Source organism: Methanobacterium sp. BRmetb2, from assembly GCA_003491285.1.
In the GTDB taxonomy this organism is placed as follows: domain Archaea; phylum Methanobacteriota; class Methanobacteria; order Methanobacteriales; family Methanobacteriaceae; genus UBA117.
In genome coordinates this window covers 896685-921992 of sequence record CP022705.1, presented here as the reverse complement: position 1 = coordinate 921992, position 25308 = coordinate 896685, and the positions used below count along the sequence as shown (strand labels likewise).

28 protein-coding genes, 3 tRNA genes and 1 other RNA gene are annotated in these 25308 nt (G+C 34.9%); 17 read left to right on the top strand and 15 right to left on the bottom strand.

Annotated elements, in window-relative coordinates:
• The first annotated feature begins 44 nt into the window (after positions 1-44).
• The 4 genes from CIT01_04715 to CIT01_04700 all read left to right on the top strand — a co-directional run bounded on the left by CIT01_04715 (position 45) and on the right by CIT01_04700 (position 2997).
• Positions 45-1229, top strand: a complete 1185-nt coding sequence (locus CIT01_04715; GenBank protein ID AXV37545.1) for a TIGR00375 family protein — start codon at positions 45-47, stop codon at positions 1227-1229.
• Between the two features lie 186 nt (positions 1230-1415).
• On the top strand, positions 1416-2048 hold the full coding sequence (locus tag CIT01_04710) for a hypothetical protein (GenBank protein AXV37544.1): 633 nt from the start codon (positions 1416-1418) through the stop codon (positions 2046-2048).
• 50 nt (positions 2049-2098) lie between these two features.
• Positions 2099-2311 (top strand): hypothetical protein, encoded by a 213-nt coding sequence (locus CIT01_04705; GenBank protein AXV37543.1) that lies wholly within the window; start codon positions 2099-2101, stop codon positions 2309-2311.
• A gap of 182 nt (positions 2312-2493) precedes the next feature.
• Positions 2494-2997, top strand: a complete 504-nt coding sequence (locus CIT01_04700) for an N-acetyltransferase (protein AXV37542.1) — start codon at positions 2494-2496, stop codon at positions 2995-2997.
• A 3-nt stretch (positions 2998-3000) separates the two neighbouring features.
• Here CIT01_04700 and CIT01_04695 read toward each other — a convergent pair.
• From CIT01_04695 to CIT01_04680, 4 genes are all read right to left on the bottom strand, one after another.
• Positions 3001-3075, bottom strand: a tRNA-Arg gene (locus CIT01_04695).
• 127 nt (positions 3076-3202) lie between these two features.
• Positions 3203-3276, bottom strand: a tRNA-Arg gene (locus tag CIT01_04690).
• A 35-nt stretch (positions 3277-3311) separates the two neighbouring features.
• Positions 3312-4031, bottom strand: coding sequence for a proteasome assembly chaperone family protein (locus tag CIT01_04685; protein AXV37541.1), 720 nt, complete (start codon positions 4029-4031; stop codon positions 3312-3314).
• Positions 4028-4474, bottom strand: a complete 447-nt coding sequence (locus tag CIT01_04680; protein ID AXV38724.1) for a hypothetical protein — start codon at positions 4472-4474, stop codon at positions 4028-4030. Before CIT01_04680 ends, CIT01_04685 begins: the two co-directional genes overlap by 4 nt.
• Positions 4475-4933: 459 nt before the next feature.
• Between CIT01_04680 and frhA the strand changes: the two genes are divergently transcribed.
• The 4 genes from frhA to frhB are packed head-to-tail and all read left to right on the top strand — an operon-like array spanning position 4934 to position 8287.
• Positions 4934-6154: a coenzyme F420 hydrogenase subunit alpha gene (frhA, locus tag CIT01_04675; GenBank protein AXV37540.1), complete on the top strand. Its 1221-nt coding sequence runs from the start codon at positions 4934-4936 to the stop codon at positions 6152-6154.
• 9 nt (positions 6155-6163) lie between these two features.
• Complete coding sequence (gene frhD / locus CIT01_04670) at positions 6164-6634, top strand: coenzyme F420-reducing hydrogenase, FrhD protein (protein AXV37539.1); 471 nt, start codon at positions 6164-6166, stop codon at positions 6632-6634.
• A 3-nt stretch (positions 6635-6637) separates the two neighbouring features.
• A complete protein-coding gene (gene frhG / locus CIT01_04665) occupies positions 6638-7429 on the top strand; it encodes a coenzyme F420 hydrogenase subunit gamma (protein AXV37538.1) in 792 nt (263 codons plus the stop codon).
• Positions 7430-7441: 12 nt separating this feature from the next.
• Positions 7442-8287 (top strand): coenzyme F420 hydrogenase subunit beta, encoded by an 846-nt coding sequence (frhB, locus tag CIT01_04660; protein ID AXV37537.1) that lies wholly within the window; start codon positions 7442-7444, stop codon positions 8285-8287.
• Between the two features lie 232 nt (positions 8288-8519).
• Here frhB and CIT01_04655 read toward each other — a convergent pair whose 3' ends face one another.
• Positions 8520-9446: a type II methionyl aminopeptidase gene (locus tag CIT01_04655; protein ID AXV37536.1), complete on the bottom strand. Its 927-nt coding sequence runs from the start codon at positions 9444-9446 to the stop codon at positions 8520-8522.
• Between the two features lie 128 nt (positions 9447-9574).
• On the opposite strand from CIT01_04655, the gene CIT01_04650 reads away from it, so the two are divergent.
• The 7 genes from CIT01_04650 to rnpB all read left to right on the top strand — a co-directional run bounded on the left by CIT01_04650 (position 9575) and on the right by rnpB (position 12790).
• Positions 9575-9925 (top strand): hypothetical protein, encoded by a 351-nt coding sequence (locus CIT01_04650; protein ID AXV37535.1) that lies wholly within the window; start codon positions 9575-9577, stop codon positions 9923-9925.
• A 122-nt stretch (positions 9926-10047) separates the two neighbouring features.
• Positions 10048-10479, top strand: coding sequence for a hypothetical protein (locus CIT01_04645; protein ID AXV37534.1), 432 nt, complete (start codon positions 10048-10050; stop codon positions 10477-10479).
• 2 nt (positions 10480-10481) lie between these two features.
• Complete coding sequence (locus CIT01_04640; GenBank protein ID AXV37533.1) at positions 10482-11027, top strand: hypothetical protein; 546 nt, start codon at positions 10482-10484, stop codon at positions 11025-11027.
• 12 nt (positions 11028-11039) lie between these two features.
• Positions 11040-11372: a hypothetical protein gene (locus CIT01_04635; GenBank protein AXV37532.1), complete on the top strand. Its 333-nt coding sequence runs from the start codon at positions 11040-11042 to the stop codon at positions 11370-11372.
• A 64-nt stretch (positions 11373-11436) separates the two neighbouring features.
• Positions 11437-11511, top strand: a tRNA-Met gene (locus CIT01_04630).
• 205 nt (positions 11512-11716) lie between these two features.
• Positions 11717-12388: a 2-heptaprenyl-1,4-naphthoquinone methyltransferase gene (locus CIT01_04625; protein ID AXV37531.1), complete on the top strand. Its 672-nt coding sequence runs from the start codon at positions 11717-11719 to the stop codon at positions 12386-12388.
• A 104-nt stretch (positions 12389-12492) separates the two neighbouring features.
• An RNA gene (gene rnpB, locus CIT01_04620) (RNase P RNA component) lies at positions 12493-12790 on the top strand.
• 168 nt (positions 12791-12958) lie between these two features.
• On the opposite strand, the gene CIT01_04615 is transcribed toward rnpB, so the two are convergent.
• The 4 genes from CIT01_04615 to grpE all read right to left on the bottom strand — a co-directional run bounded on the left by CIT01_04615 (position 12959) and on the right by grpE (position 17601).
• A complete protein-coding gene (locus CIT01_04615; GenBank protein AXV37530.1) occupies positions 12959-13438 on the bottom strand; it encodes a hypothetical protein in 480 nt (159 codons plus the stop codon).
• A gap of 252 nt (positions 13439-13690) precedes the next feature.
• On the bottom strand, positions 13691-14830 hold the full coding sequence (gene dnaJ, locus CIT01_04610; protein ID AXV37529.1) for a molecular chaperone DnaJ: 1140 nt from the start codon (positions 14828-14830) through the stop codon (positions 13691-13693).
• Positions 14831-15022: 192 nt separating this feature from the next.
• Positions 15023-16897 (bottom strand): molecular chaperone DnaK, encoded by a 1875-nt coding sequence (locus CIT01_04605; protein ID AXV37528.1) that lies wholly within the window; start codon positions 16895-16897, stop codon positions 15023-15025.
• Between the two features lie 125 nt (positions 16898-17022).
• Positions 17023-17601, bottom strand: a complete 579-nt coding sequence (gene grpE, locus CIT01_04600; GenBank protein AXV37527.1) for a nucleotide exchange factor GrpE — start codon at positions 17599-17601, stop codon at positions 17023-17025.
• Between the two features lie 176 nt (positions 17602-17777).
• Here grpE and CIT01_04595 point away from each other — a divergent pair, with 176 nt between their 5' ends.
• Positions 17778-18251, top strand: coding sequence for a transcriptional regulator (locus CIT01_04595; protein AXV37526.1), 474 nt, complete (start codon positions 17778-17780; stop codon positions 18249-18251).
• 47 nt (positions 18252-18298) lie between these two features.
• Here CIT01_04595 and hypF read toward each other — a convergent pair whose 3' ends face one another.
• The gene (hypF, locus tag CIT01_04590; GenBank protein AXV37525.1) at positions 18299-20614 is read right to left on the bottom strand and encodes a carbamoyltransferase HypF; all 2316 of its coding nucleotides are present in this window, start codon (positions 20612-20614) and stop codon (positions 18299-18301) included.
• 224 nt (positions 20615-20838) lie between these two features.
• Here hypF and CIT01_04585 point away from each other — a divergent pair, with 224 nt between their 5' ends.
• On the top strand, positions 20839-21612 hold the full coding sequence (locus CIT01_04585) for a hypothetical protein (GenBank protein AXV37524.1): 774 nt from the start codon (positions 20839-20841) through the stop codon (positions 21610-21612).
• A 78-nt stretch (positions 21613-21690) separates the two neighbouring features.
• Here the strand turns inward: CIT01_04585 and CIT01_04580 are convergent, their stop codons facing one another.
• From CIT01_04580 to CIT01_04560, 5 genes are all read right to left on the bottom strand, one after another.
• Positions 21691-22029: a transcriptional regulator gene (locus CIT01_04580; protein ID AXV37523.1), complete on the bottom strand. Its 339-nt coding sequence runs from the start codon at positions 22027-22029 to the stop codon at positions 21691-21693.
• Between the two features lie 118 nt (positions 22030-22147).
• The gene (locus CIT01_04575; GenBank protein ID AXV37522.1) at positions 22148-22840 is read right to left on the bottom strand and encodes a hypothetical protein; all 693 of its coding nucleotides are present in this window, start codon (positions 22838-22840) and stop codon (positions 22148-22150) included.
• 456 nt (positions 22841-23296) lie between these two features.
• Positions 23297-24001, bottom strand: coding sequence for a 4Fe-4S ferredoxin (locus tag CIT01_04570; GenBank protein ID AXV37521.1), 705 nt, complete (start codon positions 23999-24001; stop codon positions 23297-23299).
• 44 nt (positions 24002-24045) lie between these two features.
• Entirely contained in the window at positions 24046-24738 is a 693-nt protein-coding gene (locus CIT01_04565; protein AXV37520.1) for a methyltransferase type 12, read from the bottom strand.
• Positions 24739-24768: 30 nt separating this feature from the next.
• Positions 24769-25248, bottom strand: a complete 480-nt coding sequence (locus CIT01_04560; protein ID AXV37519.1) for a GNAT family N-acetyltransferase — start codon at positions 25246-25248, stop codon at positions 24769-24771.
• Positions 25249-25308 lie beyond the last annotated feature (60 nt).

The following is a 25308-nucleotide window of genomic DNA, read 5'->3' as shown; positions in this document are numbered from 1 at the left end:
ATACCCAATAAAATCTATTTTTATTTTTTTATTAGGGAGTTAAAATGATAGTAAGCGCTGATCTTCATATTCATAGTTGTTTTTCTCGTGCCACATCAAAAAACATGATCATAACCACTTTAGGTCCACAAGCAAAATTTAAAGGCCTGGATCTGGTGGGTACTGGAGACGCTTTCCACTCTGGTTGGTTGAGAATGATTGAAGAGGGCACAGAAGAAATTGAAGACGGCATTTTTTCTCTAAAATCCGAAGATCCAGGAATAGAGTCATGCAACTTTATTTTAACTGCAGAAGTAGAGGACAAACGGAGGGTACATCATTTGATCTTATTGCCCTCTCTAGAATCAGCTTATAATATTCGAGAAAGACTAAAATCAAATAATATAGATGCTGATGGAAGACCCCGTGTTAGGATGGTTGGTGACGAGATTATGGATTTAGTTCATGAGTTTGATGGGTTAATAGGACCATCTCATGCTTTTACCCCATGGACCAGCATGTACAAAGCGTATGATAATTATCATGAATGTTACGGTACAAAACCAGACTTTTTAGAACTGGGCCTATCTGCAGATACGGATATGGCAGATACAATTGAAGAATTACAAGATATTCCTTTTTTGACCAATTCAGATGCACATTCACCCTGGCCGCATCGTTTAGGAAGAGAATTTAACGAAATTGAATTAAAAAACTTGACTTTTAAATCCATTAAAGATTCTATTGAAGAATGTAATATTAAAGCCAATTATGGGTTTGATCCAAGATTGGGGAAATATCATAAAACTGCTTGTACTCGTTGTTATCAAATATATGATATTGAAAAGGCTAAACAACTTAATATGAAATGTTCATGCGGGGGAACTATTAAAAAAGGTGTTGATTACCGAATATCTGAAATTGCTACGTGGAATGAGCCTCATCATCCACCGCACCGTCCACCCTACATTCACATATTACCCTTAGCTGAAATAATAAGTTTAGTTTATGGTAAGGGAGTTACCACTGTTTTTGTACAAAAAATCTGGAAGGAATTAGTGGAGAGATTTGGTAGTGAAATTGAAGTCCTAATATATGCCCCCCTTAAAGAGATGGAAAAAATAGATCCTAAAATAGCCCAGGTACTTAAATCATTCCGGGAAAAAACACTTAAAATTGTCCCTGGTGGGGGAGGAAAGTATGGAGAAATCATTTTCGAGCCAGATAGTACATTGGACATTTATTTATAATTTTCAACTTTTTTAATCCTAATTAAACTTATTTTCAATGGGCATGATGTGAAAATTCAAAAAAATTCATATTACTTTATAATTTTATGTCTTTTAGGATATAGTAAATATTTTAATGGATATTGAATATTATTGAATAAAGGAATAATTGAATTTTCTAACATCTTTTTATTAAGTGGAGGGAACATGGTGAAAAAACCTTCAATAGGCAAGAAGAGCAAACCTTCAAGGGTTGATAAGAGTAAATATTTTATAGACAAGGTATTAGGTAAGGGAAGACCTTCTATAATTTTAATCATAATCATAATTTTGATTTTAGTATCTATAGCTTATGTTTTAACTGCAAATAATGATATTTCATCTACTAGTACTACTAAAAATCAACAAAATAAAACTACAAATTCCATTGGTCATTATGAGGATAAAATGATTAGTTTTAATTATCCTCCGGGATGGAAAGTTTCACAGGGAACAGTAGAACCTCCTCTGATGGTCACCATAGAAAAGAATTCAACCAACAGTTTTTCAGTTTTCAGCGAAGATCTGGGGAATAAAAATTTTGTTGATAGACTCCAAGAATGGAGGGAAAACATAGCTTCTCAAGGTGACATTTATTATGAGCGTACTATAAATGTGGATGGCGTAACTGCCTATGATGTTCAGTCAACGTATACTGTTGGTTCAAGTAAGTATAGCTCTAGGGGCATAGCAATTGAAAAGAATAAAATCGCATATTTTATTATTTTTGTATTTGACGGACCTCTCATTGATTATAAAGAAGTGATGGACCTGGTTATAAATAGTTTTCATGTAAAATAATGGATAATTCAGGTTTTAGTTAATAATATAAACTATTAGGGGCTAATATTATGAAGTTTAATGCCAGTATAGGTGTTTGTAGAAGAGTTGAGGATAGTAAAGAAGTTGTTATCATACCAAAAGAACCTGATTTGTATGAAAATAATGATCTGGTAATTGTTATTAAATCGGAAGATTTTTTTAAAATTTCAGATGATATGTCTAAGTTGATAAAGTTCATTGAAGATATAAAAAATCTTGAAGATCTTGATGTTAATAAATGAAAAAGTATTTCTTAAATTATTATTTCATTGAAAGCACCTATTTATCCTACCAATTAAATTACTGCCATAAATTAAATTAAAACTTTTTGAAAGGCTTTAACAGTATTGGATTCACAGTTATAGATTAAAATTATTAGTTATTAATAAAAAAGTTTAATAGACTGAAAATAAATTCTTTTTTTATGGATTACAAAATTGATGAAATGAGATATAAAGATTGGAAACGAGTCTCACAGATATATAAGGATGGCATTGATACAGGTAATGCAACTTTTGAAACAATTTTCCCTTCATGGGATATTTGGATTTCAAATCATATACCAAAATGTAATATAGTAGCACGTAGGGAAGAAAAGATTTTAGGATGGGCAGCATTATCCTTAACATCTAATAGAGAAGCATATTCTGGAGTAGCGGAAGTAAGTGTTTATGTGAGTAAAAAATATCAACGAAAAGGCGTTGGCTTATCTCTTCTCAGAAAACTAATAGAATTATCAGAGAATAAATGTATTTGGACATTACAAGCAGGAATATTTCCGGAGAACCAAGTCAGTATAAATTTACACAAAAAATGCGGTTTTAGAATTGTGGGTATTCGGGAAAAGATAGGAAAAATGGATGGTATTTGGCGAGATGTTGTTTTGATGGAACGACGTAGCAAAATAGTTGGTATTGATGATGAATAATAGCGGACCCGCCGGGATTTGAACCCGGGACCCTCAGATTAGGAGTCTGATGCCCTATCCTGGCTAGGCTACGGGCCCCTGTGTGCTATGTTTCATTATCTCTCTTAATTATATTAATTTTTTTATAAATAAAATTAGAATTATTAATTGTATGCCAGTTTTTTTAAGTGTCATTAATATAAGAAAAAGAAAATTGTTTGAGTAACGGACCCGCCGGGATTTGAACCCGGGACCTTCGGATTAGAAGTCCGACGCCCTATCCAACTAGGCTACGGGCCCGTATGAACTTGATAACTGTTTAGCCGTGGAATATTTTAACTATATATTGGAGATTCTGGTCCTGGTCCGGTTTGAACCTCTTCAGCAAGTTTTTTGAGTCTTGATTCGATTTCTTCTGCTTCTTTAAGGAGTGGTTCTGGGTCAATTTCTGTATTTAACATTTTGTTCAGTGTACCAATGACTCCTGCAGCTGCTCTTGGATCTGGATAAGGATTCAATATTTCAGCAAATAAACATGATGCCGGTATATTTTTTACGGCACATCTAGTTAATAATGTTCCAGATAAACCATTTAAATTTCCGAATGGAAGTATGGGTAATTCCATGTTAGCCAATTTTTGAAGAGCTTCTGGAGAATTTGCAGCTCCAGCGGCAGGTTGGGTTTTTTCTCGGACAACCATGCTGTTAAACGTTATTAATTCTTTGCTGCTATTTTTTTCCATCCAATCAACGATAGCATTGGTCATATCATAAACTACATTCGGTGGCACTATAAAATCTGATAAGAATAGAACTATGCCTTCAGATTCATATATCCTGAATGGATGGATTGCCACGCCTTTGTAAAGGACGGCTAATGGGGGAAAGTATTTGGAATCAATGTAACCAATTTCTTTCATTTTAAGGTCTTCTACTAAGAGCCAGCCCACTATGTTTCCTACTAATCCTACTCCTGGCGATCCTTCGAGAACTATAGCATCTTCAATGTCCTCTGATATTATGGTACAGCACTCAGTTTGAGTTTTTACTCTCATGGAGCACCACCAGCGCCTCCAACATTCTTACCTGTTGTAGGGTCAATGTAAATCTCACCAACAACTTTACCACCAGAAATTAATGGTACTACGTAGGTGGGAATTCCTCCCATTTCAACAAGTTTAGGGGTTCCAGCTTCTACACCACTGGTCCGTATGTATTTTTGTGCTAGTGTTTTAGCTTCTGAGGGCGATATTTTCACATTATCACCTCCACTACCACTTTGGCTCTGTCCAGAGGAGGTTCCAGTACCAGTTCCACTACTAGATTGACCGTCGACAGATGAGGATTGGTCTGAAACACTACTGTCAGCAGGATTTTTATTCTGCTGTAAATCAGCAAGCTGCCATTGTTCTTGGTTATTGGTGATCTGATAACCTGCAGCTACAACTCCAATCATCAGTACAACACCAATAGAAACTATAACTTTAGAATTTTTCAACATTTGCTCACCTTAAGGTAATATGTCATACCATCTCTTATTAAATTTTCCTTTATTACATTTTTACCATTTACTGAAAAATCCATAAGATTTGTCGCACCTTCACCTTTATGGAGAAAACAACTTATAAAGTTTACTATGCTAACTAGTCTTTCAGGATTTAAATTAAATATAACACATAGTTTTCATTTATTGAGAAATTTAAAGCTGATTCATCAAAAACTAGCCTGGTAAATTCCTTTTTTCATAATCAAAATAATTATCGGGATTTATATCAATCTGATATTTCTTTTAAGCTCAGGATGTTAATCAAAACTTTCAGAATATGTGAAATAAAAGCTTACATTTTTATCATATAAATACTTTTCATTTTCGCTCCCAAAGAAAAACTTATAACTTATGATAATATTTATATAATTGAATTATATTGTTGAAATTCTAAAAAACGAGGTGATACATTTGAGCGAAAGGATTGTTATATCGCCAACATCACGACAGGAAGGACACGCCGAATTGGTCATGGAAGTCGATGATGAAGGAATTGTAACTAAGGGGCGATACTTTAGTATTACTCCTGTTAGAGGGCTAGAAACGATGGTCACAGGTAAAGCTCCAGAAACAGCACCAGTAATGGTTCAGAGGATCTGTGGTGTATGTCCTATACCTCACACATTGGCATCTGTAGAAGCTATGGATGATTCATTAGGTATAGAACCACCAAAAGCTGGTAAACTTCTAAGAGAGTTAACCTTATGCGCACACCATATTAACAGCCACGCAATACATCAATTTTTGATTGCACCTGATGTTGTTCCAGAAAACTTGTTTGCTACAGCAGTGAACTCTGTTTCTGAAGTAAGAAAAACTGCTCAATACGTAGTTGATATGGTAGCTGGAGAAGGAATTCACCCATCTGATGTTAGAATCGGGGGAATGGCGAGAAATATAAGTGAACTGGCAAGGAAAAAATTATACGCCAGATTAAAACAACTTACACCGAAATTAAATGAACATGTAGAGTTAATTATAGGTTTAGTTGCTGATAAAGGCTTACCAGAAGGTTTAGGTGTACACGATCAGAAAACCTTAGCCACTGATGTTTTATACGGTGACCGGAACAACTTTGATTTAGATAGGTTCACGGAAAGAATGCCTGAAAGTTGGTACGATGACCCAGAAATAGCCAAAAGAGCCAACTCCACTGTGCCATTATATGATGGTAGAAGTGTTGAAGTAGGTCCAAGGGCCAGAATGGTTGAATATCAAGGTTTTAAAGAAAAAGGTGTTGTTGCTCAGCATGTAGCAAGAGCTTTAGAGATGAAATCGGCTTTATCTAGGGCGATAGATATATTGGATGAATTAAACACTTCAGCACCCGCTAAAGTTGACTTTGATGTCAGAGGTACAGGTAAACTGGGAGTAGGAGCTATTGAAGCACCTAGAGGTATGGATGTACATTTGGCTCAGGTAAATGATCAAGGTAAAACTGAATTCTACAGCTGTTTGGTTCCAACAACTTGGAACATACCAACTATGGGCCCTGCAACTGAAGGATTCCACCACGAATTTGGACCCCACGTAATAAGAGCATACGATCCATGTCTTTCTTGCGCTACACACCTTATAGTAATAGACGACGAAGACAGGAGCATTATTAAAAACGAAATGGTTAGGATTTAAGGGAATAAAATGCCATACGATGCGGAGAATATAATTGTTGGCTGTGGAAACGTCCTGTTCGAAGATGACGGATTTGGACCAGCAGTGATAGAGGCTTTACAAGAGTATTCCAAAGAAAACGAACTTCCAGAAAGTACAATGTTAGTAGATGCAGGAACCGGTGCTCCCCACTTTATATTTACACTTCCCCATGACATATGGAAGAAAATGATAGTTGTGGATATTGTGGATTTTGGAGCAGAACCTGGAACCCTTCGAATATTCAGCGTAGATGAATTGCCTGAAGGAGCTTATGAGAATGTACATTCATGGCCAGTAAGTCAGCCTTTGCATGACTTAAGTAAACAAGTTGAAGTTATAGTGATTGGATGCCAGCCAGAATCTGTCTCTGCCCCCGATGTAAAATTGGGATTAACCAAAAGTGTGGAAGATGCTATTCCCGTAGCCATTAAAATGATTTTAAAAGAAATAGGGGTTTAGCCAATGTTAGCCCGAATAAAAGAATTTTTAGGAATGGAAACAAAGCCAACCGAAGAAATAGGTGCAGAAGAGGAGGTTGAAAAAGTGGCGGAAGAAAAACCTAAACCAAGAATAGGATACATCCACTTGAGTGGATGTACTGGAGATGGTATGTCGTTAACAGAGAATTACGACATTTTAGCAGAATTATTAACCAATATGGTGGACATAGTTTATGGACAAACTTTAGTAGACCTATGGGAAATGCCAGAAATGGACATTGCTCTGGTTGAAGGATCATGTTGTCTGCAAGATGAACACAGTTTACATGAACTTAAAGAAGTAAGGGAAAAAGCAGGATTAGTTGTAGCTTTTGGTTCATGTGCTGCTACCGGATGTTTCACCCGATACAGCAGAGGGGGACAGCAAGCACAGCCAGCTCACGAATCATTTGTTCCAATAGCGGATTTAGTTAAAGTAGACTTAGCAATACCCGGATGCCCACCATCACCAGAAATTATAGCTAAAACAGTAGTAGCTGCTATAAACGGTGATATGGATTACTTACAGCCTATGATGGATTTAGTAGGATACACAGAAGCATGTGGATGCGACTTACAACTTAAAGTTGTAAATCAAGCATTATGTATTGGATGTGGAACTTGTGCTATGTCCTGTCAGACCAGAGCACTCAGTATGACCAACGGAAGACCAGAACTTAATGAAGACAGATGTATAAAATGTGGTATTTGTTACACTCAATGTCCAAGAAGCTGGTGGCCAGAAGAAAGGATTAAACAGGATTTAGGATTATAGGAGGCTGTGAGAATGGTATTAGGAACATACAAAGAAATAGTTTCTGCAAGATCAACAGATAAACAAATCCAAAATATAGCACAGGATGGAGGAATTGTATCTGCTCTCCTATCATTTGCTCTAGATGAAAAAATTATCGAAGGTGCAGTAGTAGCTGGACCTGGAGACGACTTCTGGAAACCAAAACCAATGGTGGCCATGTCATCTGATGAGATACTAGCAGCAGCAGGTACGAAATACACGTTTTCACCTAACGTTTGGATGCTAAAAGAAGCTGTAAGACAATATGGTTTAGAAAAAGTAGGTACAGTTGCAATTCCATGCCAAACTATGGGTATAAGAAAAACGCAGTCCTATCCATTTGGTGTTAGATTCTTGGCTGATAAAATCAAATTAGTAGTCGGAATTTACTGTATGGAGAACTTCCCATTTGAATCTTTAAGAACATTCATATCTGAAAAAATGGGAGTTAGTCCAGAATTAGTGGAAAAAATGGATATAGGTAAAGGTAAATTCTGGGTTTACACTCAGGATGATGTTTTGAGTATACCACTCAAAGAAACCCATGGATACGAACAAAACGGATGTAATGTCTGTCTTGACTATGTAGCAGAACTTGCTGACGTATCTACAGGATCAGTTGGTTCTCCAGACGGATGGTCAACCGTTATTACCAGAACTGATGCTGGTGACACTGTATTTAAACAAGCTGTGGAAGCCGGTGCAATCGAAACTAAATCCATTGAGGATGTTAAACCTGGATTAGGATTACTCCAAAAACTTTCCGGTGACAAAAAAACTAAAAACCAGAAAACAATTGATGAAAGAAAAGCAATGGGCTTACCAGTCCCATTCTAAATTCTTTCTTTTTTTCTATTTTTTTGCACACGTAATTTTGTAAATCTATTTTTGTAAATAAGTGGCCAATTATAGGTTATTGAAATAAAATAAATATTAAAATTAATTTTGTAAATTATTAAGTAGGTATAACCTTTTTAACTAGAATGTTTATATTTTTAAGCTTTTATTCCACCATTTTTAAGATTTTATTTATTTTATTATATGGTTGGATTTCGTCCCATTTCTATGATTATTTGGTGATTACTTCACAACCATCTTTTTCAACTATTATGGTATGTTCTGCCTGAGCCACCCATGCATCACTTTTTTCCTTGAGTACGTGGTATGGATAAACAGCCCGTGATTGTATAAGTTGTCTCAAGGATGCATTCAATCTATGTTCCTCAAAGTGATCTAAAAGCCATCTTGGGGTAAATGGTAAATTACGATATTCACTTTTTATTTGTCCCAAAAGTTTTTTGGCATGAATCATTCTAAGTGGCCGATCCCTTAAAAATCTGAATATGTATGCATCGCTCATATCTGTAACTCGACCCACACCATCAGTTACGAACGGTTCTATGGCTAGCACATCTCCTTCTTCTAATTTATGGGGATTTTTTTCTTTTACATTGGGAATTGAAAGTCCAGAGTGCAAAATATATTGATCCATACTATGGCCTGTTAAATTAGAAACAGGTTTAAAACCTCTACTGGTTATGGTTTCTTCCACTACTTCACCAATTTTTCCAACTTCTACACCCTCCCTTATTGTACTTATTGCACTTTCAACTGCTAGGATAGAGGTTTCAATCATATTCAAATTTTTTGAAATTAAAGTTTCATCAATAGCAGTGGAATCCAGATATTCTTCACCACCAACCATGGTACTTATGGCAGTATCGGCGATGTAACCATCAACATGGGCTCCAAGATCTATTTTTACTAAATCTCCAAATTTTAAAGTTGAATCATCATTAGGAGGGGATGTGTAATGTGCAGTTACTTCATTAACAGATATGTTACACGGAAAAGCAGGTATTCCTCCTAATTTGATTATTTCCTTTTCTACCAATTCAATTAATTCCAATATCTTCATATCTGGTTTAATTTCATCAAGAGCCATTTTCCTAACTTTAGATGTAATCTTACCAGCTTTTCTATACATTTTAATCATATAATCACTCATAAATTTAATAATATTATTCCAGTCTATATATTTAGAATCAGTATAACTTATTTTACCTATAAAGTATATAGAATATATTAATCCTATTCATTAATATTATTGGACAAAGTTGTATTATGTCAGATAATAAAGATGGGAGGGGATTCTTGGATATGGGATCGTTAAGTTTAATGAAAAGTAACTATAACAGATTTGCTACTGCTTCAAGCATTACTCCTGGGATGTTTTTAATTGATAATTTTTATATATTTTTAGTTTTATTAGTTTTATTATTGACATTTTTATTAATTTATCTATTTTATAGAAATAAAAAAATAAAAGAAACAGATAAAGAATTAGTTTTAAGACGTTCTAAGGTTAAAGGTCATATTTCTGGTTTAAGGAATAGATCTAAAAAGTCAACTGATGTGGAATGGTTAGAAGAAAAGTTAGATGAAGATTCAAAAATTGATAGAATTTTGAAATGAGTTAACATAGGCACATTTTGAATTGTAATAATATTAATTCAGGATAAAAATTAAAATTTTAAAGAATTATTCATATATTTTTATATATAGCTTCAAATAAATTATATAAAGGAGGTATTGATATGGCCACGGTTACTATTCCGCAAAATTTGTTTTATATTATTATTGCTGTCATTGCGTTAGTGGCAGTTCTTGTTGTGGTTGTACAGTGGAGAAGAGTAAGAGAATCTCAAAATAATGTAGCTTTTGCAGATAAACAGATTCAACTTAAGAAAATTGCTATGGTTGAGAAAGATTTAGAAGCAAAAAGGCTAATGGAAAATGTTATTCCCTTACCTGAGGATCAACAGAAAAATTTAGCACACATCAGACAAAATACATCAGAACTAATGCATAAAATTGGATATCTTCATAGTGAAATCAATGAAAGAGTAACACGTTTAGAAGCTCAGACAGAATATAAAAAACTTCAACATATGTTAATTGACATTGAAAAGAAAGAAAAAGAACTTGAAAAAAATATGGAAGGTAAAATAAAAGGTAAAGGAGATTAATTATGGGACCACTAGAATTATTTGCCATACTGGTTTTAGCAGGGGCTATTGTGGTACTTTTATATTATTATTTACAGGACAATAAGATAGTTAATCTAGGCGGAGTTCGAAAACAAGTTTCTGAAGCTGGTGAAAAAGTAACCAGTCGTGTATCTAAAACCGGTGAAGAAATTCCAATTAATTACGAAGAAACCGGTGAAAAGACGTCAGGAGTGAGTGAAAGGATGTCAGGTGTTAGTGAAAAAGTTTCTGGAGTAAGTGACAAAATAATGGGAAAGGTTAGAGATGTTCCCATCAGTACTGATATTTTATCCAACCGTATTGAAAGTTTTTTAGATGAACAAAGCGACCAGTTAATTAAAGATTGGGAACTTGCCACAAAAACAGACATCAAAGATATTGAAAAAAGATTTGAAAAGACCACTCGAGATATCGATGAACTGGAAAGAAGATTTAATGAATACCGTGGGTTCACTAACAAAAAACTGGAATCTATTGACAAAAGATTAAAAAAATTAGAAGGGGAAGAGGAAGAGGTAGAAAAATAATCTTTGATACAAATGTATTCAGACATCATCGTTTGGATAACCCGATTTTTTTCATATTTCGGGGCTATTTTTATTTTTTATGGTGGAATAAGAGCTATTGCCGGAATAATATCCATTGAGATACTTAGAAAACCCATAGCTTATAATACTATAAGAATTGATTTTACTTCTAAAATAGTACTATCACTGGAGTTTTTCATTGCAGCTGATCTTATAAAAACTATATTGGAACCTACAGTTGATCAAGTAGTTGTACTGGCAGTTATAGTAGCAATAAGAACTGTAGTTGGTTATTTTCTAGATAAGGAAGCCAAAGAACTTACTTTAAAAGATAAGTCCCAATAGATTTCAGCTCGAAAAAAGATCAAGGGAAACCTTTATATATGTTGATTGTGAATGATTATAATACAGCGGGGTGGGGTAGTCTGGTGATCCCGCGGGGCTCATAACCCCGAGAGCCCTAGTTCAAATCTAGGCCCCGCTATTTCTTTTTATTATTTATTAAATACCTAAATTACTATTTTATTAACAATTGAGTTTTTTATTAACCATAAAACGTACTAAAATCTGATTAGTTATTTATGGAAAAACATTAGTTTATCTAAATTAGTGATTATTTTGTGATACACTTTTTTCAGGTTTGGATAAACAAAAAAAACTTATTTTCCATAAAATAATTAATAGATATCATGACATCTGAAAAACCAGAAATCAGCAGGGTAAATAGATCCCGGGAAGATGCAAGAACCAGCTATAATAAAATGAGTAAATGGTACGATACCATTGCTAAACCAGAAAAAAAATACATTGAGATCGGATTGAAAAATCTGGCTGTTAAAGAAGGGGAAAATGTTTTAGAGATAGGTTTTGGAACTGGAGATGCATTAATAAACTTAAGCCAGTCAGTAGGAGATTCAGGTAAAGTTTATGGAATTGACATATCAGAAGGCATGCTCGAAGTTACTAAATCTAAATTAGAAAAAGAAGGATTATTGGAAAGAACTCGTCTGGTTTTAGGGGACGCTTTTAAACTCCCTTTTGATGATGAATTTTTTGATGTTTTGTTTATGAGTTTTACTCTGGAACTTTTTGACACTCCCGAAATACCAGAACTTCTTGCTGAGTGCAAAAGGGTCTTAAAAATTGGGGGGCGAATTGGAGTGGTAGCCATATCTGAAAAAGATGTGGATAATGTCATGACTAAACTTTACAAATGGGCGCACATGAAATTTCCCTCTTATGTGGATTGTAGACCAATTTATACTAAACAAGAACTGGAAAAATCAGGTTTTACTATCATGAGGCTGGATGATTTTAGCATGTGGGAGCTTCCAGTGGATGTAGTAGTGGCTAAAAAATAAGGAAAGTAAAATTTATAAGGAAATAACTTTAATTATTATTTGAAGTATCTGTATTTAATCTTTTTTTAAGAGTGTAAAATACAGTTTCTTTTTATAAATTAATGGCAAGCCGAAGAGCAGCTACCGGTTTCCCGTAAGGGTTAAACTGAGGAAACTCCATCCATCATACAGAACCACGGTGCTGTAAGGCACATGCTGCGAGGCATAACTCTGGAGCAGAAACGATACGTCTTCTAATAAATGATAATGACGCAATCAGCTGATTGATATTAGAATGAAACGGTGAAACGGCCATTTCGTGGGATGCAAGGACAAATACTGCCAATGAAAAACTGTATAAGGCAGAGGTAGTTCGCCTAGATGAATGCTGCTGAAACAGGAGGTGGGTTACTCTCGGCATGCCATTTCAATATTAGATCTATATTTTAATTTTATGAGCATCTCAATTTACCAAAAATAGTTAAAAAAGGTTTTATTTTAAATAAATCAACTTCTAAATTGACATTTTTAAAGGGGAATGTCCTGACTTTTTTTAAAAAATTAAGGAGAGTTTGTTGGGTTGAATTATTTTCAGTCACTTTGGAAAAACATCAATACTCCAACTATTAAAAGCCATAATCCAATCAATATCCCTAAATAAAATGGATTAGCTACTAGAGCTCCAACAAGAATATAAATCAGTCCTATAATTATTCCTATTGTTCCGTTCCAACGGCTTCCACCAGTCTTACTAATTATGGCGATAATACCTACGATTATTAGGAATATACCTGCTAAGTAAATAATTAATGAGGCTACAAAGCTGAATAATCCTGGATTGAATATAAAACCAACACCAAGCACTAATGCTATTATTCCCAGTATCAATTCCACAATTCCAAGGGCAGCACTTTCCCTCATTTCGACAATACCGGCTATAAGAAGACCTATACCTAAAAAGAGTACTCCCAAACCAGTTAGCACACTTACTGGAATCACTCCCAACAGGGGAAAGGCCAGTACAATCAAACCCAAAATTATAAGAATTATTGCTGTAGTTTTTCTTTGCATAGTTTCACCACCTTTTATTCAACAAACTCTCTCAATTGTAAATTATGATTTTTTGTATATAAAAAAATTTGTAAATAATTTTAATTACATTATATGGGGATTAATGAGATATTGCTTTCATAAATTAACAGATAAGATGGTGAATAATAATTTGGTCTAAAAAAATTAGTAATTAGTATTGAGAAAAAATATTAATTTAAAAATAGAATTAATCTTGGCAAATATTAAAAATAGGAAAAAGTATTCACATGTTCAGTGTCCAATTGCGTCCTTAACTTTATCGAAAAATCCTTTATCTTCGTGATATATCTCATCACCACTAATATCAGCAAACTCACGTAGGAGTTCCTTCTGTTTTGGACTTAACTTTTTAGGAATCACTACTTTGACTGTAACATAAAGATTTCCCTTCCCGCTCCATCGAAGATGTGGGAGTCCTTGTCCTTTTAAACGAAAAGTACTTCCAGTTTGGGTTCCGCTAGGTATTTTTAACTCTAATTTCCCGTCAATTGTAGGAACTTCAACTTCATCTCCTAATGTAGCCTGTACAAAACTTACAGGTTTTTCATAGTACAAATTAGCTCCGTCTCTTTCAAATAATTTGTGCTGTTTAACATTCACGAGTACATATAAGTCTCCAGGAGGGCCGCCCCGAACACCAGCCTGGCCTTCTCCAGGTACTCTCAGTCGTGACCCTGTTTCAACCCCTGGGGGAATATTTATATGGATATTACTGGTTTCTCTTACAATTCCTTTACCATGACAGTTTTTACAAGGATTTTCAACTATTTTTCCCTCACCTTTGCACTGACCGCACGTTTTAACATTCATAAATTGTCCGAAAGGGGTGTTACTTACCTGACGCACTTGTCCTGTCCCACCACATGTTGGACAGTCTTTAACACTGCTTCCTGGTTCGGCCCGGGAACCATTACACACGGGACAAGTTTTGGTGGTTGGTACATCTATATCAGTTTCCAAACCTTTAGCTGCATCTTCTAGCGTAATATCCAGATCATAGTAAACATCAGAACCTTTTTGAGGACCGTGTCTCTGTCGGCCTCCACCAAATCCAAACATGTCAAATATATTTCCAACATCAAATCCAAATCCTCGGAATATATCGTCAAAGTTTATATTATTAAAAATGTCTTCATTACTGAATCCATTCATTCCAGCATGTCCAAACTGGTCATATTTTTGCCTTTTTTCTTCGTCTGAGAGTACTGCATATGCTTCACTTATTTCTTTGAATTTATCTGCAGATTCTGGATCTTCACTCACATCAGGATGGTATTTCATAGCCAACTTTCGATAAGCTTTTTTAATATCTTTTTTATCTGCTTCCTTATCCACACCAAGGACTTCGTAATAATCACGCTTTTCTGCCATAGTTATCTAACCTTTACTCTTACTATAAATAAATAAAAATAATGAAAATTATAATATAATTTAACAGTATTAGAATTTACTATTAGAATGTTATTAAATCTATCTACATAAATAAAACTTTTTAATAAATATGTTTAGGAGGTGGAAGTAGGGAATTCTCCCTACTCAACACTTTAATATTTGACTGTGCAGTTATTTTTTAACTTCATAATCTGCATCTATAGTGTCATCATCTTTTCCTTCTTGGGCAGACCCTTCATTTGTTTGGCCCTGTTGTTGACCTTGTTGCTGGGCTTGTTCTTGTTGAGCTTGTTGATAAATAGTGGCCCCTACTTCTTGAACGACTTTAGTTAATTCTTCGGTTTTTTCTTTAATGGCAGCAAGATCTTCACCGCCAATTAAATCACGAAGTTCTTTAATCAGGTTTTCTATTTTTTCTTTTTTATCACTGGGTACTTTGTCACCGAGCTCTTCTAAAGTTTTTTCTGAAGTGTAAATCATTGAATCTGCGTTATTTCTTACTTCAATTTCTTCTTGTTTCTTTTTATCTTCTTCAGCGTGCATTTCTGCTTCTTTGACTTTTTGTTCAATTTCATCGTCGGATAATTTGTTAGGTGCAGTTATGGTTATTGCTTGCTCTTTACCAGTTCCCATATCCTTGGCAGATACGTTCATTATACCATTGGCATCGATATCAAATGTTACCTCGATTTGAGGTATTCCACGTGGTGCAGGAGGTATTCCTACTAACTGGAATCTTCCAAGAGTGGTGTTGTCTAGGGCCATTGGCCGCTCACCCTGCAGTACATGTATGTCCACCGAAGTTTGATTGTCAGCTGCAGTAGAGAATATTTGGCTCTTTTTAGCTGGAATGGTGGTATTTCTTTCTATTAAATTGGTGAATACGCCACCTAAAGTTTCAATACCTAAAGATAATGGGGTAACATCTAATAGAACAAGATCTTTGATTTCTCCAGCCAGAACTCCTCCTTGAATTGCAGCACCAGTTGCTACACATTCCATAGGGTCTATTCCACGCTCAATTGGTTTGCCTATATAACTTTCCACAAATTTCTGGACTGCAGGCATTCTGGTAGGGCCACCAACCAGGATTATTTTATCAATATCTCCTTTAGTCATTTTAGCATCGGATATGGCTTGTTGCATAGGACCAGAACATTTTTTAATAATGGGGTCCACCAGTTCTTCCAGTTTAGCTCTAGTTAATTTTGTGGTAAGGTGTTTTGGACCTTCTTGAGTTGCGGTAATGAATGGTAAATTTATATCTGAGGTTAAGGTAGTGGAAAGCTCAATTTTTGCCTTTTCAGATGCTTCTCTTAATCTTTGTACTGCCTGATCGTCATCCATCAAGTCTATTCCATTTTCTTTTTTGAACTCTTCAGCTAAGTATTTCATGATGGCAGTATCCATATCAGTTCCACCAAGTTTAGTGTCCCCGCTGGTGGATCTAACTTCAAATACTCCTCCACCAAATTCCATGATTGTAACGTCAAGTGTTCCTCCACCAAAATCGAATACCATAATTTCCAGTTCATCATCTTCAGATTTATCTATACCATAAGCTAAACTGGCAGCAGTTGGTTCATTTACCAGTCTCACAACATCCAGACCAGCTATAGTTCCAGCGTCTTTGGTAGCAGTTCTCTGGTTATCGTTAAAGTAGGCAGGGACAGTTATAACTGCTTTTTTAACTTCTTCTCCCAGAAATGATTCGGCATCTTTTTTAATTTTCTGTAGAATAAAAGAGGAAATCTCTTGGGGGGTGTACTGTTTTCCTTGAACTGTAACTTTATGATCAGTTCCCATGCTCCTTTTAATGGCAGTTATAGTGTTTTCAGGATTGGTGACAGCCTGTCTTCTGGCAGGTTCTCCCACTAATCTTTGACCATCGTCTGTAAAAGCAACATAACTTGGAAAAGCTTTACCATACTGGCTGGCTCCTTCAGCACTTGGAATTATGGTTGGTTTACCACCAACTAAAACAGCTGCAGCAGAGTTACTTGTTCCTAAATCTATACCTATAATTTTTTCTTTTTTATTTGCCATAAATTCACCTCAAAATCTTATAATTTTTTCATAACTTTAATGAAATTTATTTATTTTCTATATTTTACGATTTTAATTACTAAATTTAGTAAATAATTGATTTTAATTTATATTTAATTTTTTTATCATTTTTTACAAACTTTTACCATGGAATATTTAATTACTTTGTCTTTTAATTTGTATCCCTTGGATAGTTCATCGGTTATCATGCCATTTTCAAAGTCTTCATGATTTTCAGTCATTAGAGCTTCATGCTTGAATGGATCAAATTTTTCGCCCTTTGCAGAGATTTCTTCCAGACCTTCCTTTTCTAAAATTTCCTTTAACTTATTGTAGATGATTTCTAACCCTTCTTGGAGATCTTCAGTGGTTTTACAGTTTTCAAAGGCACGTTCAAAGTCCTGGTAAACATCCAATAATTTTAAGATAAGTCCCTCGTTAGCATATTGAACGAAGTCTTCCTGCCGTTTAGCAGTTTGTTTTTTATAATTTTCAAAGTCAGCCTGCAAACGTTGTAAGTGGGAGGTGTATTCCTCTAATTTTTTGTCTTTTTCTTCAAGTTCCTTTTCTTGCTCATCTGCTACTTTTTGCAGTTCTTCAAGTTTCTCTTCTATTTCTTGAAGTTCATTCTTTTTATCAGTTAAAAGAGATTTTTTCTCTTTTAATTCTTCTTTAATTTTTTTTAAATCATTTTTGCCGTACATCAGTTCACCTTTCACACCATAGAATCATAAGTATGATAATTTTTTTATTTTAAACATTACAAATATTAAAGTTACCAAAGGTTATACTATCACAACCCCGTATAGATTATAGTTACAAAAGGTTATATAAACCTTTCGACAACATTATAATAATGACTACAAATTCATATGATAACATGGATATAGAGGCTATACTTGATGTAATGGGATGCCGAACCCGGCGTGAAATAATTAACTTATTGAGAGAAGAGCCCAGATTTGTTAGCCAAATTTCGAGAGAATTAGAAATAGGACAAAAGGCAATAATTGAACATTTAAGGGCTATGGAAGAATTAGGAATTCTTAGATCTTCTTTTAAAAAGATAGAAAGGGGTCGTCCCAGAAAATATTATGATATGTCCCACGACATAACCGTTAATATTATTATCAATCAGAACACTTTTCAAGTCGACATCACTGACGAAGCATTAAGCAGAAAACAATTACCCTCTGGTGATGAATGGTCCCGCTTGTTGAATGTAGAACATAGAATTCGTATGGGGCAATGGGAAGCTGTAGAAGAATTAAAAAGTTTGATACAACTGTATGAGACACTAAAAAAAAGAGCAGAAGATGTCTTAGAAGATGTGGAAGGACCAAAAAATGAATAATTAAACTTTTTTTATTTTCTTATTTTAGATTGACCTGAAATTCGTGTTTATTTTCCATATTTAATTGCCGCTATAACAGCTTGTCCAAGAGATACAGAACCATCACCTGCACAGGAATTCTGGTGTTGAACAAATTTATAACCATTATCCTCCACGTATTTTTTGATACTTAAACTGATGGATTCATTATAAAATACTCCGCCAGACCCTCCAATAGTAGTTATACCCTTATCTGCAGCTGCTTTAATTGCAAGCTCTCCTAAACCATGAGATAAAGATTTTTGAGCAGCCAGAGCTATATCATTCACTGTTTCTCTTTTTTTCATGAGATCTAAAACTTCTTTGAGAATAAGGGAAGTATCCAGCACATCTCGGCCTTGATATTTCTTTATATCAAAAGGAATCTCAAATCTTTCAACACCTTTATAAGCTCGAGATTCTAATTTCATGGCGCATTCTCCTTCATAGGTACGTTCTCCACAGATATGGAGAGCAGCAGCAATAGCATCCAGCACTCGGCCGGTACTGGTTGTGATGCCCACATTAAAATCACGTTCCAGCTGCTTCATTACTAGGTCAATTTCTGTTTTTCCATGGGGAAAATAATCCACATAGTTGTCAATCAACATTTTTTGTAAGTGTTCTGATTCATAATGGTTCTGGAGCATTGAAATTAGCATTCGTGCAGGATATTTGGTACAAAGATCGCCTCCAGCCATTTTTTGAGGAATGAGGCTTCCCATACGTTCATAATCAGCATTTTTATCATCTAGGTCAATATGTAATATTTCACCACCCCAGGCAGTTCCATCTTCGCCGTAACCCACGCCATCAGCAGCAATAAGGATCATCTCACTCACACCCACATCTAGACCCAAGGCTCCACCGTGAGCATGATGGTGTTGCACTGGTAAAACCGGGCACGAATATTTTTTAGAAAGTTTTTGTGCTAGTTGAGTAGTGAAAAATTGAGGATGCATGTCACAAGCAACCACATCCAGTGAATCGGTCTGAGTTATGTTCATCATGTAGTTTATGGCTTCCTGTAAGTATTGATAGGTGGCATATTTACTGGTATCACCAATGTGCTGAGATGGATAACATTGGCCTTCTTTAAGAAGAGAAAAAGTAACATCAATCTCAGGACCCAGGGCCAGGACATTTAAATCATTGGAAATAGGGGATAGATCATAAGGTTCAGGCACATAACCTCTGGATCGGCGGATAAATGCTAAATCATTTCCTCTAAACCTAACCACAGAATCGTCGCACCTGTTTACTATTCGCCGGTCATGCAGCAAGTAATAATCTGCAATACCCTCTAAATTCTTTAAAATCTCTTGATTCCTGATTAACATGGGTTCACCAGGCATATTAGCTGAAGTCATGATATAAGCAGGTTCTTCTGTATATTCAAACAATAAATGTTGCAGTCCAGAATAAGGAAGCATAATCCCAATATTATGCAGATCCGGAGCAACAGAAGGGGCCAGGAAGTAATCTTCATTTTTTTTAAGCACAACAATGGGTCTCCGGCGGGAGGTTAAAACCTTTTCTTCCAATTTTGATACGAGAGTAAATGTTTTCACTGTGGAAACATCAGGAGACATACAGGCAAACGGTTGATTGAATCTATTCAAACGTTTTCTAAGTTTTAAAACAGGTTCTTCATCGTTAACTTTACATACCAAATGGGTTCCGCCTATCCCTTTTATGGCCAAAATATTTCCTTCATCCAGGAGATTTGCAGCTTCTTTAATCGGATTTTTAACATTTAAACGCGATTTTTGGTAGAGAAAAACTTCAGGTCCGCATTCCTGGCAACAGGTGGCTTCTGCATGATAACGGCGATCTATAGGATCTGTATATTCGCTTTGGCAATCAGAACAGAGAGGAAAATCTTCCATACTTGTCCTTTCTCGATCGTAGGGAACCGATTCTATCACAGTAAATCGAGGTCCGCAATCAGTACAGGCAGTGAATGGATAAGAATAACGTCTATCATCATTTTTATTTATTTCTTGAAGGCACGCATCGCAAGTGGCAACATCAGGAGGTATAACTGATGATCCAGAGAAATTCTGCGAACTTTTCAATATAGAAAAATTAGAATATTCACTTACTTCACATTCAAGCCATTCCACATCCAGAGAGGAAATCTTAGAAATTGGAGGTTTTTTATTAGTCAGATCTTTGACAAATTTTTCAATCTCCTTTTTTTCACCTTGTAAAACTATTTCTACAATATTTCCCAAGTTTCGAACGTAACCAGTAAGTTTTAGTTTTTTGACTAGACGATAAACCGTGGGTCTAAATCCCACGCCCTGAACAATTCCCTGTACCAATATTCGAGCTTTATCCAAATTTTACACCTCTAATTTATATATAACCACTTAAATTTTATTTAATTCCATTAAAGTAGAATATAATTTTATCAAATTATACAAATTATATTTTGTATCCATTAAATAGTTAAATGTTAAATTGTCACGTTTTTGAATGTTGAGTTTGACCTTGATTTCAAGTGTATTATCAACACTCTTTTTATAATATCCACTCATATATATTCATTACAAGAGGTAACATCATGAGACAAATTCTGGAAAAACTTTTGAAAGGAAATATTTCACTTCAAGAAGCTGAAAAACTCATTAATGATAATCATATCAAGGAAGTGGAGGACTTTGCCAAATTAGATATGCACCGAGAGTCTCGTGCTGGATATCCTGAGGCGGTATTGGCAGAAGGAAAGGAAGACAGTGATATAATAAAAATTATCTTAAATTATGTGGATAATGGCCCAATATTAATTACTAGATTAGATAAAGAAAGATTTGATAGAATCAAAACCGAAATAGGAAATTTAAAGATTCAAGAAGTAGATATGGAATATAACGAACGGGCCCGTATTTTAATAGTGAAAAATGAAAATTTCAAGCCAGAAACACTGGGAAAAATAGGTATCATAACTGCAGGCACTTCTGATATTCCTGTGGCTGAAGAAGCCCGAATTGTTGCCCAGGAAGCAGGTTGTCAGGTAATGTATTCATATGATGTGGGCGTTGCAGGTATTCATCGTTTATTTTCACATTTGCGGTCTATGTTAGAAGAAGAAGTTCAACTGATTATTGTGGCTGCAGGTATGGAAGGTGCTCTGCCTTCGGTCGTGGCGGGAATGGTGAATGTACCGGTGATAGCAGTTCCAACTTCAGTTGGTTATGGGGTGGGTAAAGATGGTTTTACTGCACTTCACACCATGCTTCAATCATGTGCACCAGGAATTGCGGTGGTGAACATTGATAATGGTTTTGGGGCAGCTGTTTTTGCAATTACGCTCTTAAAACAGGTTAATAAAAATTAATTGTAAAAGCTATGTTTATAAAATAAATTTATTAAAAACTTTTCTAATTCTTAATAATCTTTTTCTTTTTTAATTATATTATTTTATTTCAATTATCTGTGGGGTTCCGTATTTTTCCCCCCATTCGCAAAGGGAATCTAAGATGGGTATGACTGATTCTCCCTTATCAGTAAGACAGTATTCCACTCGGGGAGGCACTTCGGCATATACTTTTCTATTTATTATCCCATCTCTTTCCAATTCCCGAAGGGTTTTGGTAAGCATTCGTTGGGTAATATCTGGTAATTTAGCACCAATTTCACTAAAACGTAGTTTTCCATCTTTTAAGGCACATAATATTAATGATTTCCATTTGCCCCCAATTTCATTAATGGCCACTTCCACAGCACAGATATATTCTCCATTTTTTCCTTGCATGTTAACCCCTTCTAAGTATGTTTCGTGGTACTCAGTATACTATTTGTATGTAAATATTTTTAGTAATAGTAAGTATCTGATGGATTATAAAAAACATGATCAATAATTTTATAAAAGTTTAATAGGGATTTAAAGCATTAAATAACGGTTTAGCAAATAAATAAAAAATTATTATCAATAAATATCCAAATATACTCATTCTGGGATTAATAAAAGCTAATCCAATTACCAATAATGTGGTTAATGGTACGGATAGGTTTATATATTTAATTATTTCGGTTGTTTGAAATGTGGTGTTCTCTCTGAGAAGATACTTACGTTTCATTACTATAGCCCAGTTTATATATAAAAGCAGACCTGCAATAAAGAGATTAAAATTAAATATTATTATACCTATTAAAGTATCGCCATATTCGCTGATAACTGATGTTGAAAATGGAACAAGGACAATGAAAGCTAGAAATGCCATGTTGTTCCACCAAAGTTTTTGATCCGCGTATTTTATATTTATAAATTGCCGATGATGGTTATTGAGAAGAGCAGCTAAAACAAAAAAGGCTATGAAATATGCTAAAAATTTAGGCCAGGTAATCATTAAAAAGCTAAAAAGTGCATCATTAGAATCTTTTAAAATTGGAACTGCTAAATCAAGGACTAAAAGAGTAATGGCTATGGCAAAAACCGCATCAACAAAATTTTCAAGCCGATTTTTATTGCGCAGTAACACTTGTAGCGCGGAATTTTCTTTGTACTCCTTTTCATGGGCATGTTTTTTAATGACATCTGACAACTGAATCTTCTCCAGTTCTATTCATATCTGTTCCGTCTAAACTTATAGTTTTTCATTAGCAGAGAAACTATAAAGATTCATTTTTTTGATAAATATTAAGATCCAGCAAGATACTGATAAATTGATTATTGTTTAGTTTAAGTCCACAATATTGAAATAATTCCTACGTAATTTATAATTTATTATTTACTGAAGTTTCATTTTCATTATTATGTTACAAAATGTATAGTTAGTATACTATTTGTATGTATATACTCTCATTGATAGTACATACTTTAAATACAATAAGTAACTTTACTATATTGTTGAACAATTACGAGGTGAAAAAAATGCAAATAAAATTAGACTTACAACACTTCTGCTGCGGTCCTAAAGGATGCGAAATAGAAGTCATTTACGGTGAAATGATGGACGCTGAAGAATAATTGGATTTATAAAATCTTTTTTTTATTTTATTTTTATTTTTACTATTTAATTTCAACCTTTTTGTCCATGGGGACAGACATAAATACAAAGCCCGCAAACAGGTAGTTCACCCTTTTCTTCTAATTCTTTAAAATATTGTTCACACTTACGAGCATCATATCTTGCTTCACGAGGTTCATCTATTTTAAAAGACCGCCCACTAAAGGCATTCACGGGACATATATCCACACACTTATTACAATCTCCACAAGATTCTTCCATGGGACTACCAGTTGCATCTAGAGGTGCATCAGTCAAAACTGTTATCCATCTAACACGAGGACCGGCTTCCGGATTGATCAATAAACAACTTTTGCCTATCCAACCAATACCTGCCATATGGGCTGCTAATTTATGAGAAAATTCCGCAGCAATACGTTCATCATCACAACGTTTGGACGCAGGTATGGGCAGAACATGATAACCTTCTTTTTGGATTAAGTTGCTAATTTTATAGGATACTATATCTAAACGTTGATTAGTGAGTTCATAGGCATGAAAATAATTAACAGCAACAGGTTTCTCTTTTTTTAGAGGTAGTTCATTTACTACATCATCTAAAAGCCGCATACCTAATGTTATGGCTTTGGGATATTTATCTAACATATTCTGGGCATAATCCTGGATAAAATCACGTGCAGGGGATAAATCAGCCACTCCCACAAATTCAATACCGTCGTTTTCTGCGATTTCTTTTATTTTTTCGTAGAGATTCATAATAAACATCAACAAATTATAATTTGATTATATTTATTATTATATTATTTTTTCCTTCCAAACATAACCACAAAATTATAATATTTATAATAAACGTCCACATCGTGGTAACCACTTTCATCCAGCCACTTCAGGTTATCTTCCAGACTGGCAGGATTATCCAGTTTCATACGATCAAACATGATCCTTTTTTCAGATTCAGAGAGGGAATCCACCTTTATTTTGTCCATCCAATTATTTTGATATTCTTCTTCATTGGCAGGGTGTGGTCCCAGAACCTGGTCGACATTAACAAAGATACCACCCGGATTCAAGTGATCATACACTTTGTGGTACAGGACCTCTTTATTTTGGTGTTCCATGTGGTGAATGGAAAGGGATGAAACTACAATATCAAAAAATCCTTCAAAATCATGTTTCAAGTAGTCTGCCACCACATAACTAAAATTTGGTGCATTTTCGAACCTGGCCCGGGCAATGTCCAGCATTTCTTCTGATAAGTCCAGGAGGGTGAAACTACTTTGTGGGTATCTTTCATAAAGGTAGCTGGTCAGAAGCCCAGTACCAGCACCTAAATCAAGTATCTTTGGCTGGGAAGTTTCGACTGTAGATAAATCAGCTGTTATTTGGTAAAGATCTTCCAGGCATGGAATAACATGTTTGCGTTGTTGGTCATATTCTTCAGTTCCCTGACCGAACTTTTCCTTTAACAACTGTTCGAGACTTTTTTTCTCCAAGAATAATCAACCCTAATGATTTATATTAAATTACCTTTTATTAGGTTTAATTGTTTGTTCAAGTGTTATTGACCGGGGATGAAATCCATAACCTTCATAAAATGACATTGCTTTCTGGTTACCCACACCCACCACCACTTTTTTAGTATTCACACCTTTTTCATCCATCCATTTCAGAGCACGTTTCATTATCTCGCTACCAATGCCCAGAGACCTATATTTTTCTTCAACATAGATGGAATAAATTTCTCCCCCGTTTTCAGAGGATAGAGTAGTGATACAGTATCCCAATATAAGTCCAGAGTCTTTATCCTCAGCCAGATTAATGAACATGTCCCCATCATGAGATTTCCTCAAGAGCACTTCCTTGCGATCCTGGAAAGTGAAATTTGCGTAATGTTCATTGAAATCTGATTTTTGATTCAGGTGATGTTCATTGAGTTTTTCCCATAATGGCTGGATTAAATCCAGAGTTTCAGATCCAGTGTCAATAAATGTTAGATTTACCATATAACCTATTCCTAAACATTATATTCCATAATACCCATCTTTAATATCATTGGATAATAA

What these genes read in the sequence shown, in the direction of transcription:
- CIT01_04615 (AXV37530.1), bottom strand. Translation starts at nt 13,438, where the DNA reads ATGCAAAGAAAAACTACAGCAATAATTCTTATAATTTTGGGTTTGATT.
- dnaJ (AXV37529.1), bottom strand. Translation starts at nt 14,830, where the DNA reads ATGGCAGAAAAGCGTGATTATTACGAAGTCCTTGGTGTGGATAAGGAA.
- frhG (AXV37538.1), top strand. Translation starts at nt 6,638, where the DNA reads ATGTTAGCCCGAATAAAAGAATTTTTAGGAATGGAAACAAAGCCAACC.
- CIT01_04595 (AXV37526.1), top strand. Translation starts at nt 17,778, where the DNA reads ATGGATATAGAGGCTATACTTGATGTAATGGGATGCCGAACCCGGCGT.
- frhB (AXV37537.1), top strand. Translation starts at nt 7,442, where the DNA reads ATGGTATTAGGAACATACAAAGAAATAGTTTCTGCAAGATCAACAGAT.
- CIT01_04605 (AXV37528.1), bottom strand. Translation starts at nt 16,897, where the DNA reads ATGGCAAATAAAAAAGAAAAAATTATAGGTATAGATTTAGGAACAAGT.
- CIT01_04635 (AXV37532.1), top strand. Translation starts at nt 11,040, where the DNA reads ATGTATTCAGACATCATCGTTTGGATAACCCGATTTTTTTCATATTTC.
- CIT01_04710 (AXV37544.1), top strand. Translation starts at nt 1,416, where the DNA reads ATGGTGAAAAAACCTTCAATAGGCAAGAAGAGCAAACCTTCAAGGGTT.
- CIT01_04650 (AXV37535.1), top strand. Translation starts at nt 9,575, where the DNA reads ATGTCAGATAATAAAGATGGGAGGGGATTCTTGGATATGGGATCGTTA.
- CIT01_04560 (AXV37519.1), bottom strand. Translation starts at nt 25,248, where the DNA reads ATGGTAAATCTAACATTTATTGACACTGGATCTGAAACTCTGGATTTA.
- CIT01_04640 (AXV37533.1), top strand. Translation starts at nt 10,482, where the DNA reads ATGGGACCACTAGAATTATTTGCCATACTGGTTTTAGCAGGGGCTATT.
- CIT01_04580 (AXV37523.1), bottom strand. Translation starts at nt 22,029, where the DNA reads ATGCAAGGAAAAAATGGAGAATATATCTGTGCTGTGGAAGTGGCCATT.
- CIT01_04685 (AXV37541.1), bottom strand. Translation starts at nt 4,031, where the DNA reads ATGAGAGTAAAAACTCAAACTGAGTGCTGTACCATAATATCAGAGGAC.
- grpE (AXV37527.1), bottom strand. Translation starts at nt 17,601, where the DNA reads ATGTACGGCAAAAATGATTTAAAAAAAATTAAAGAAGAATTAAAAGAG.
- CIT01_04655 (AXV37536.1), bottom strand. Translation starts at nt 9,446, where the DNA reads ATGATTAAAATGTATAGAAAAGCTGGTAAGATTACATCTAAAGTTAGG.
- frhD (AXV37539.1), top strand. Translation starts at nt 6,164, where the DNA reads ATGCCATACGATGCGGAGAATATAATTGTTGGCTGTGGAAACGTCCTG.
- CIT01_04715 (AXV37545.1), top strand. Translation starts at nt 45, where the DNA reads ATGATAGTAAGCGCTGATCTTCATATTCATAGTTGTTTTTCTCGTGCC.
- CIT01_04645 (AXV37534.1), top strand. Translation starts at nt 10,048, where the DNA reads ATGGCCACGGTTACTATTCCGCAAAATTTGTTTTATATTATTATTGCT.
- CIT01_04570 (AXV37521.1), bottom strand. Translation starts at nt 24,001, where the DNA reads ATGAATCTCTACGAAAAAATAAAAGAAATCGCAGAAAACGACGGTATT.
- CIT01_04625 (AXV37531.1), top strand. Translation starts at nt 11,717, where the DNA reads ATGACATCTGAAAAACCAGAAATCAGCAGGGTAAATAGATCCCGGGAA.
- CIT01_04700 (AXV37542.1), top strand. Translation starts at nt 2,494, where the DNA reads ATGGATTACAAAATTGATGAAATGAGATATAAAGATTGGAAACGAGTC.
- CIT01_04705 (AXV37543.1), top strand. Translation starts at nt 2,099, where the DNA reads ATGAAGTTTAATGCCAGTATAGGTGTTTGTAGAAGAGTTGAGGATAGT.
- CIT01_04585 (AXV37524.1), top strand. Translation starts at nt 20,839, where the DNA reads ATGAGACAAATTCTGGAAAAACTTTTGAAAGGAAATATTTCACTTCAA.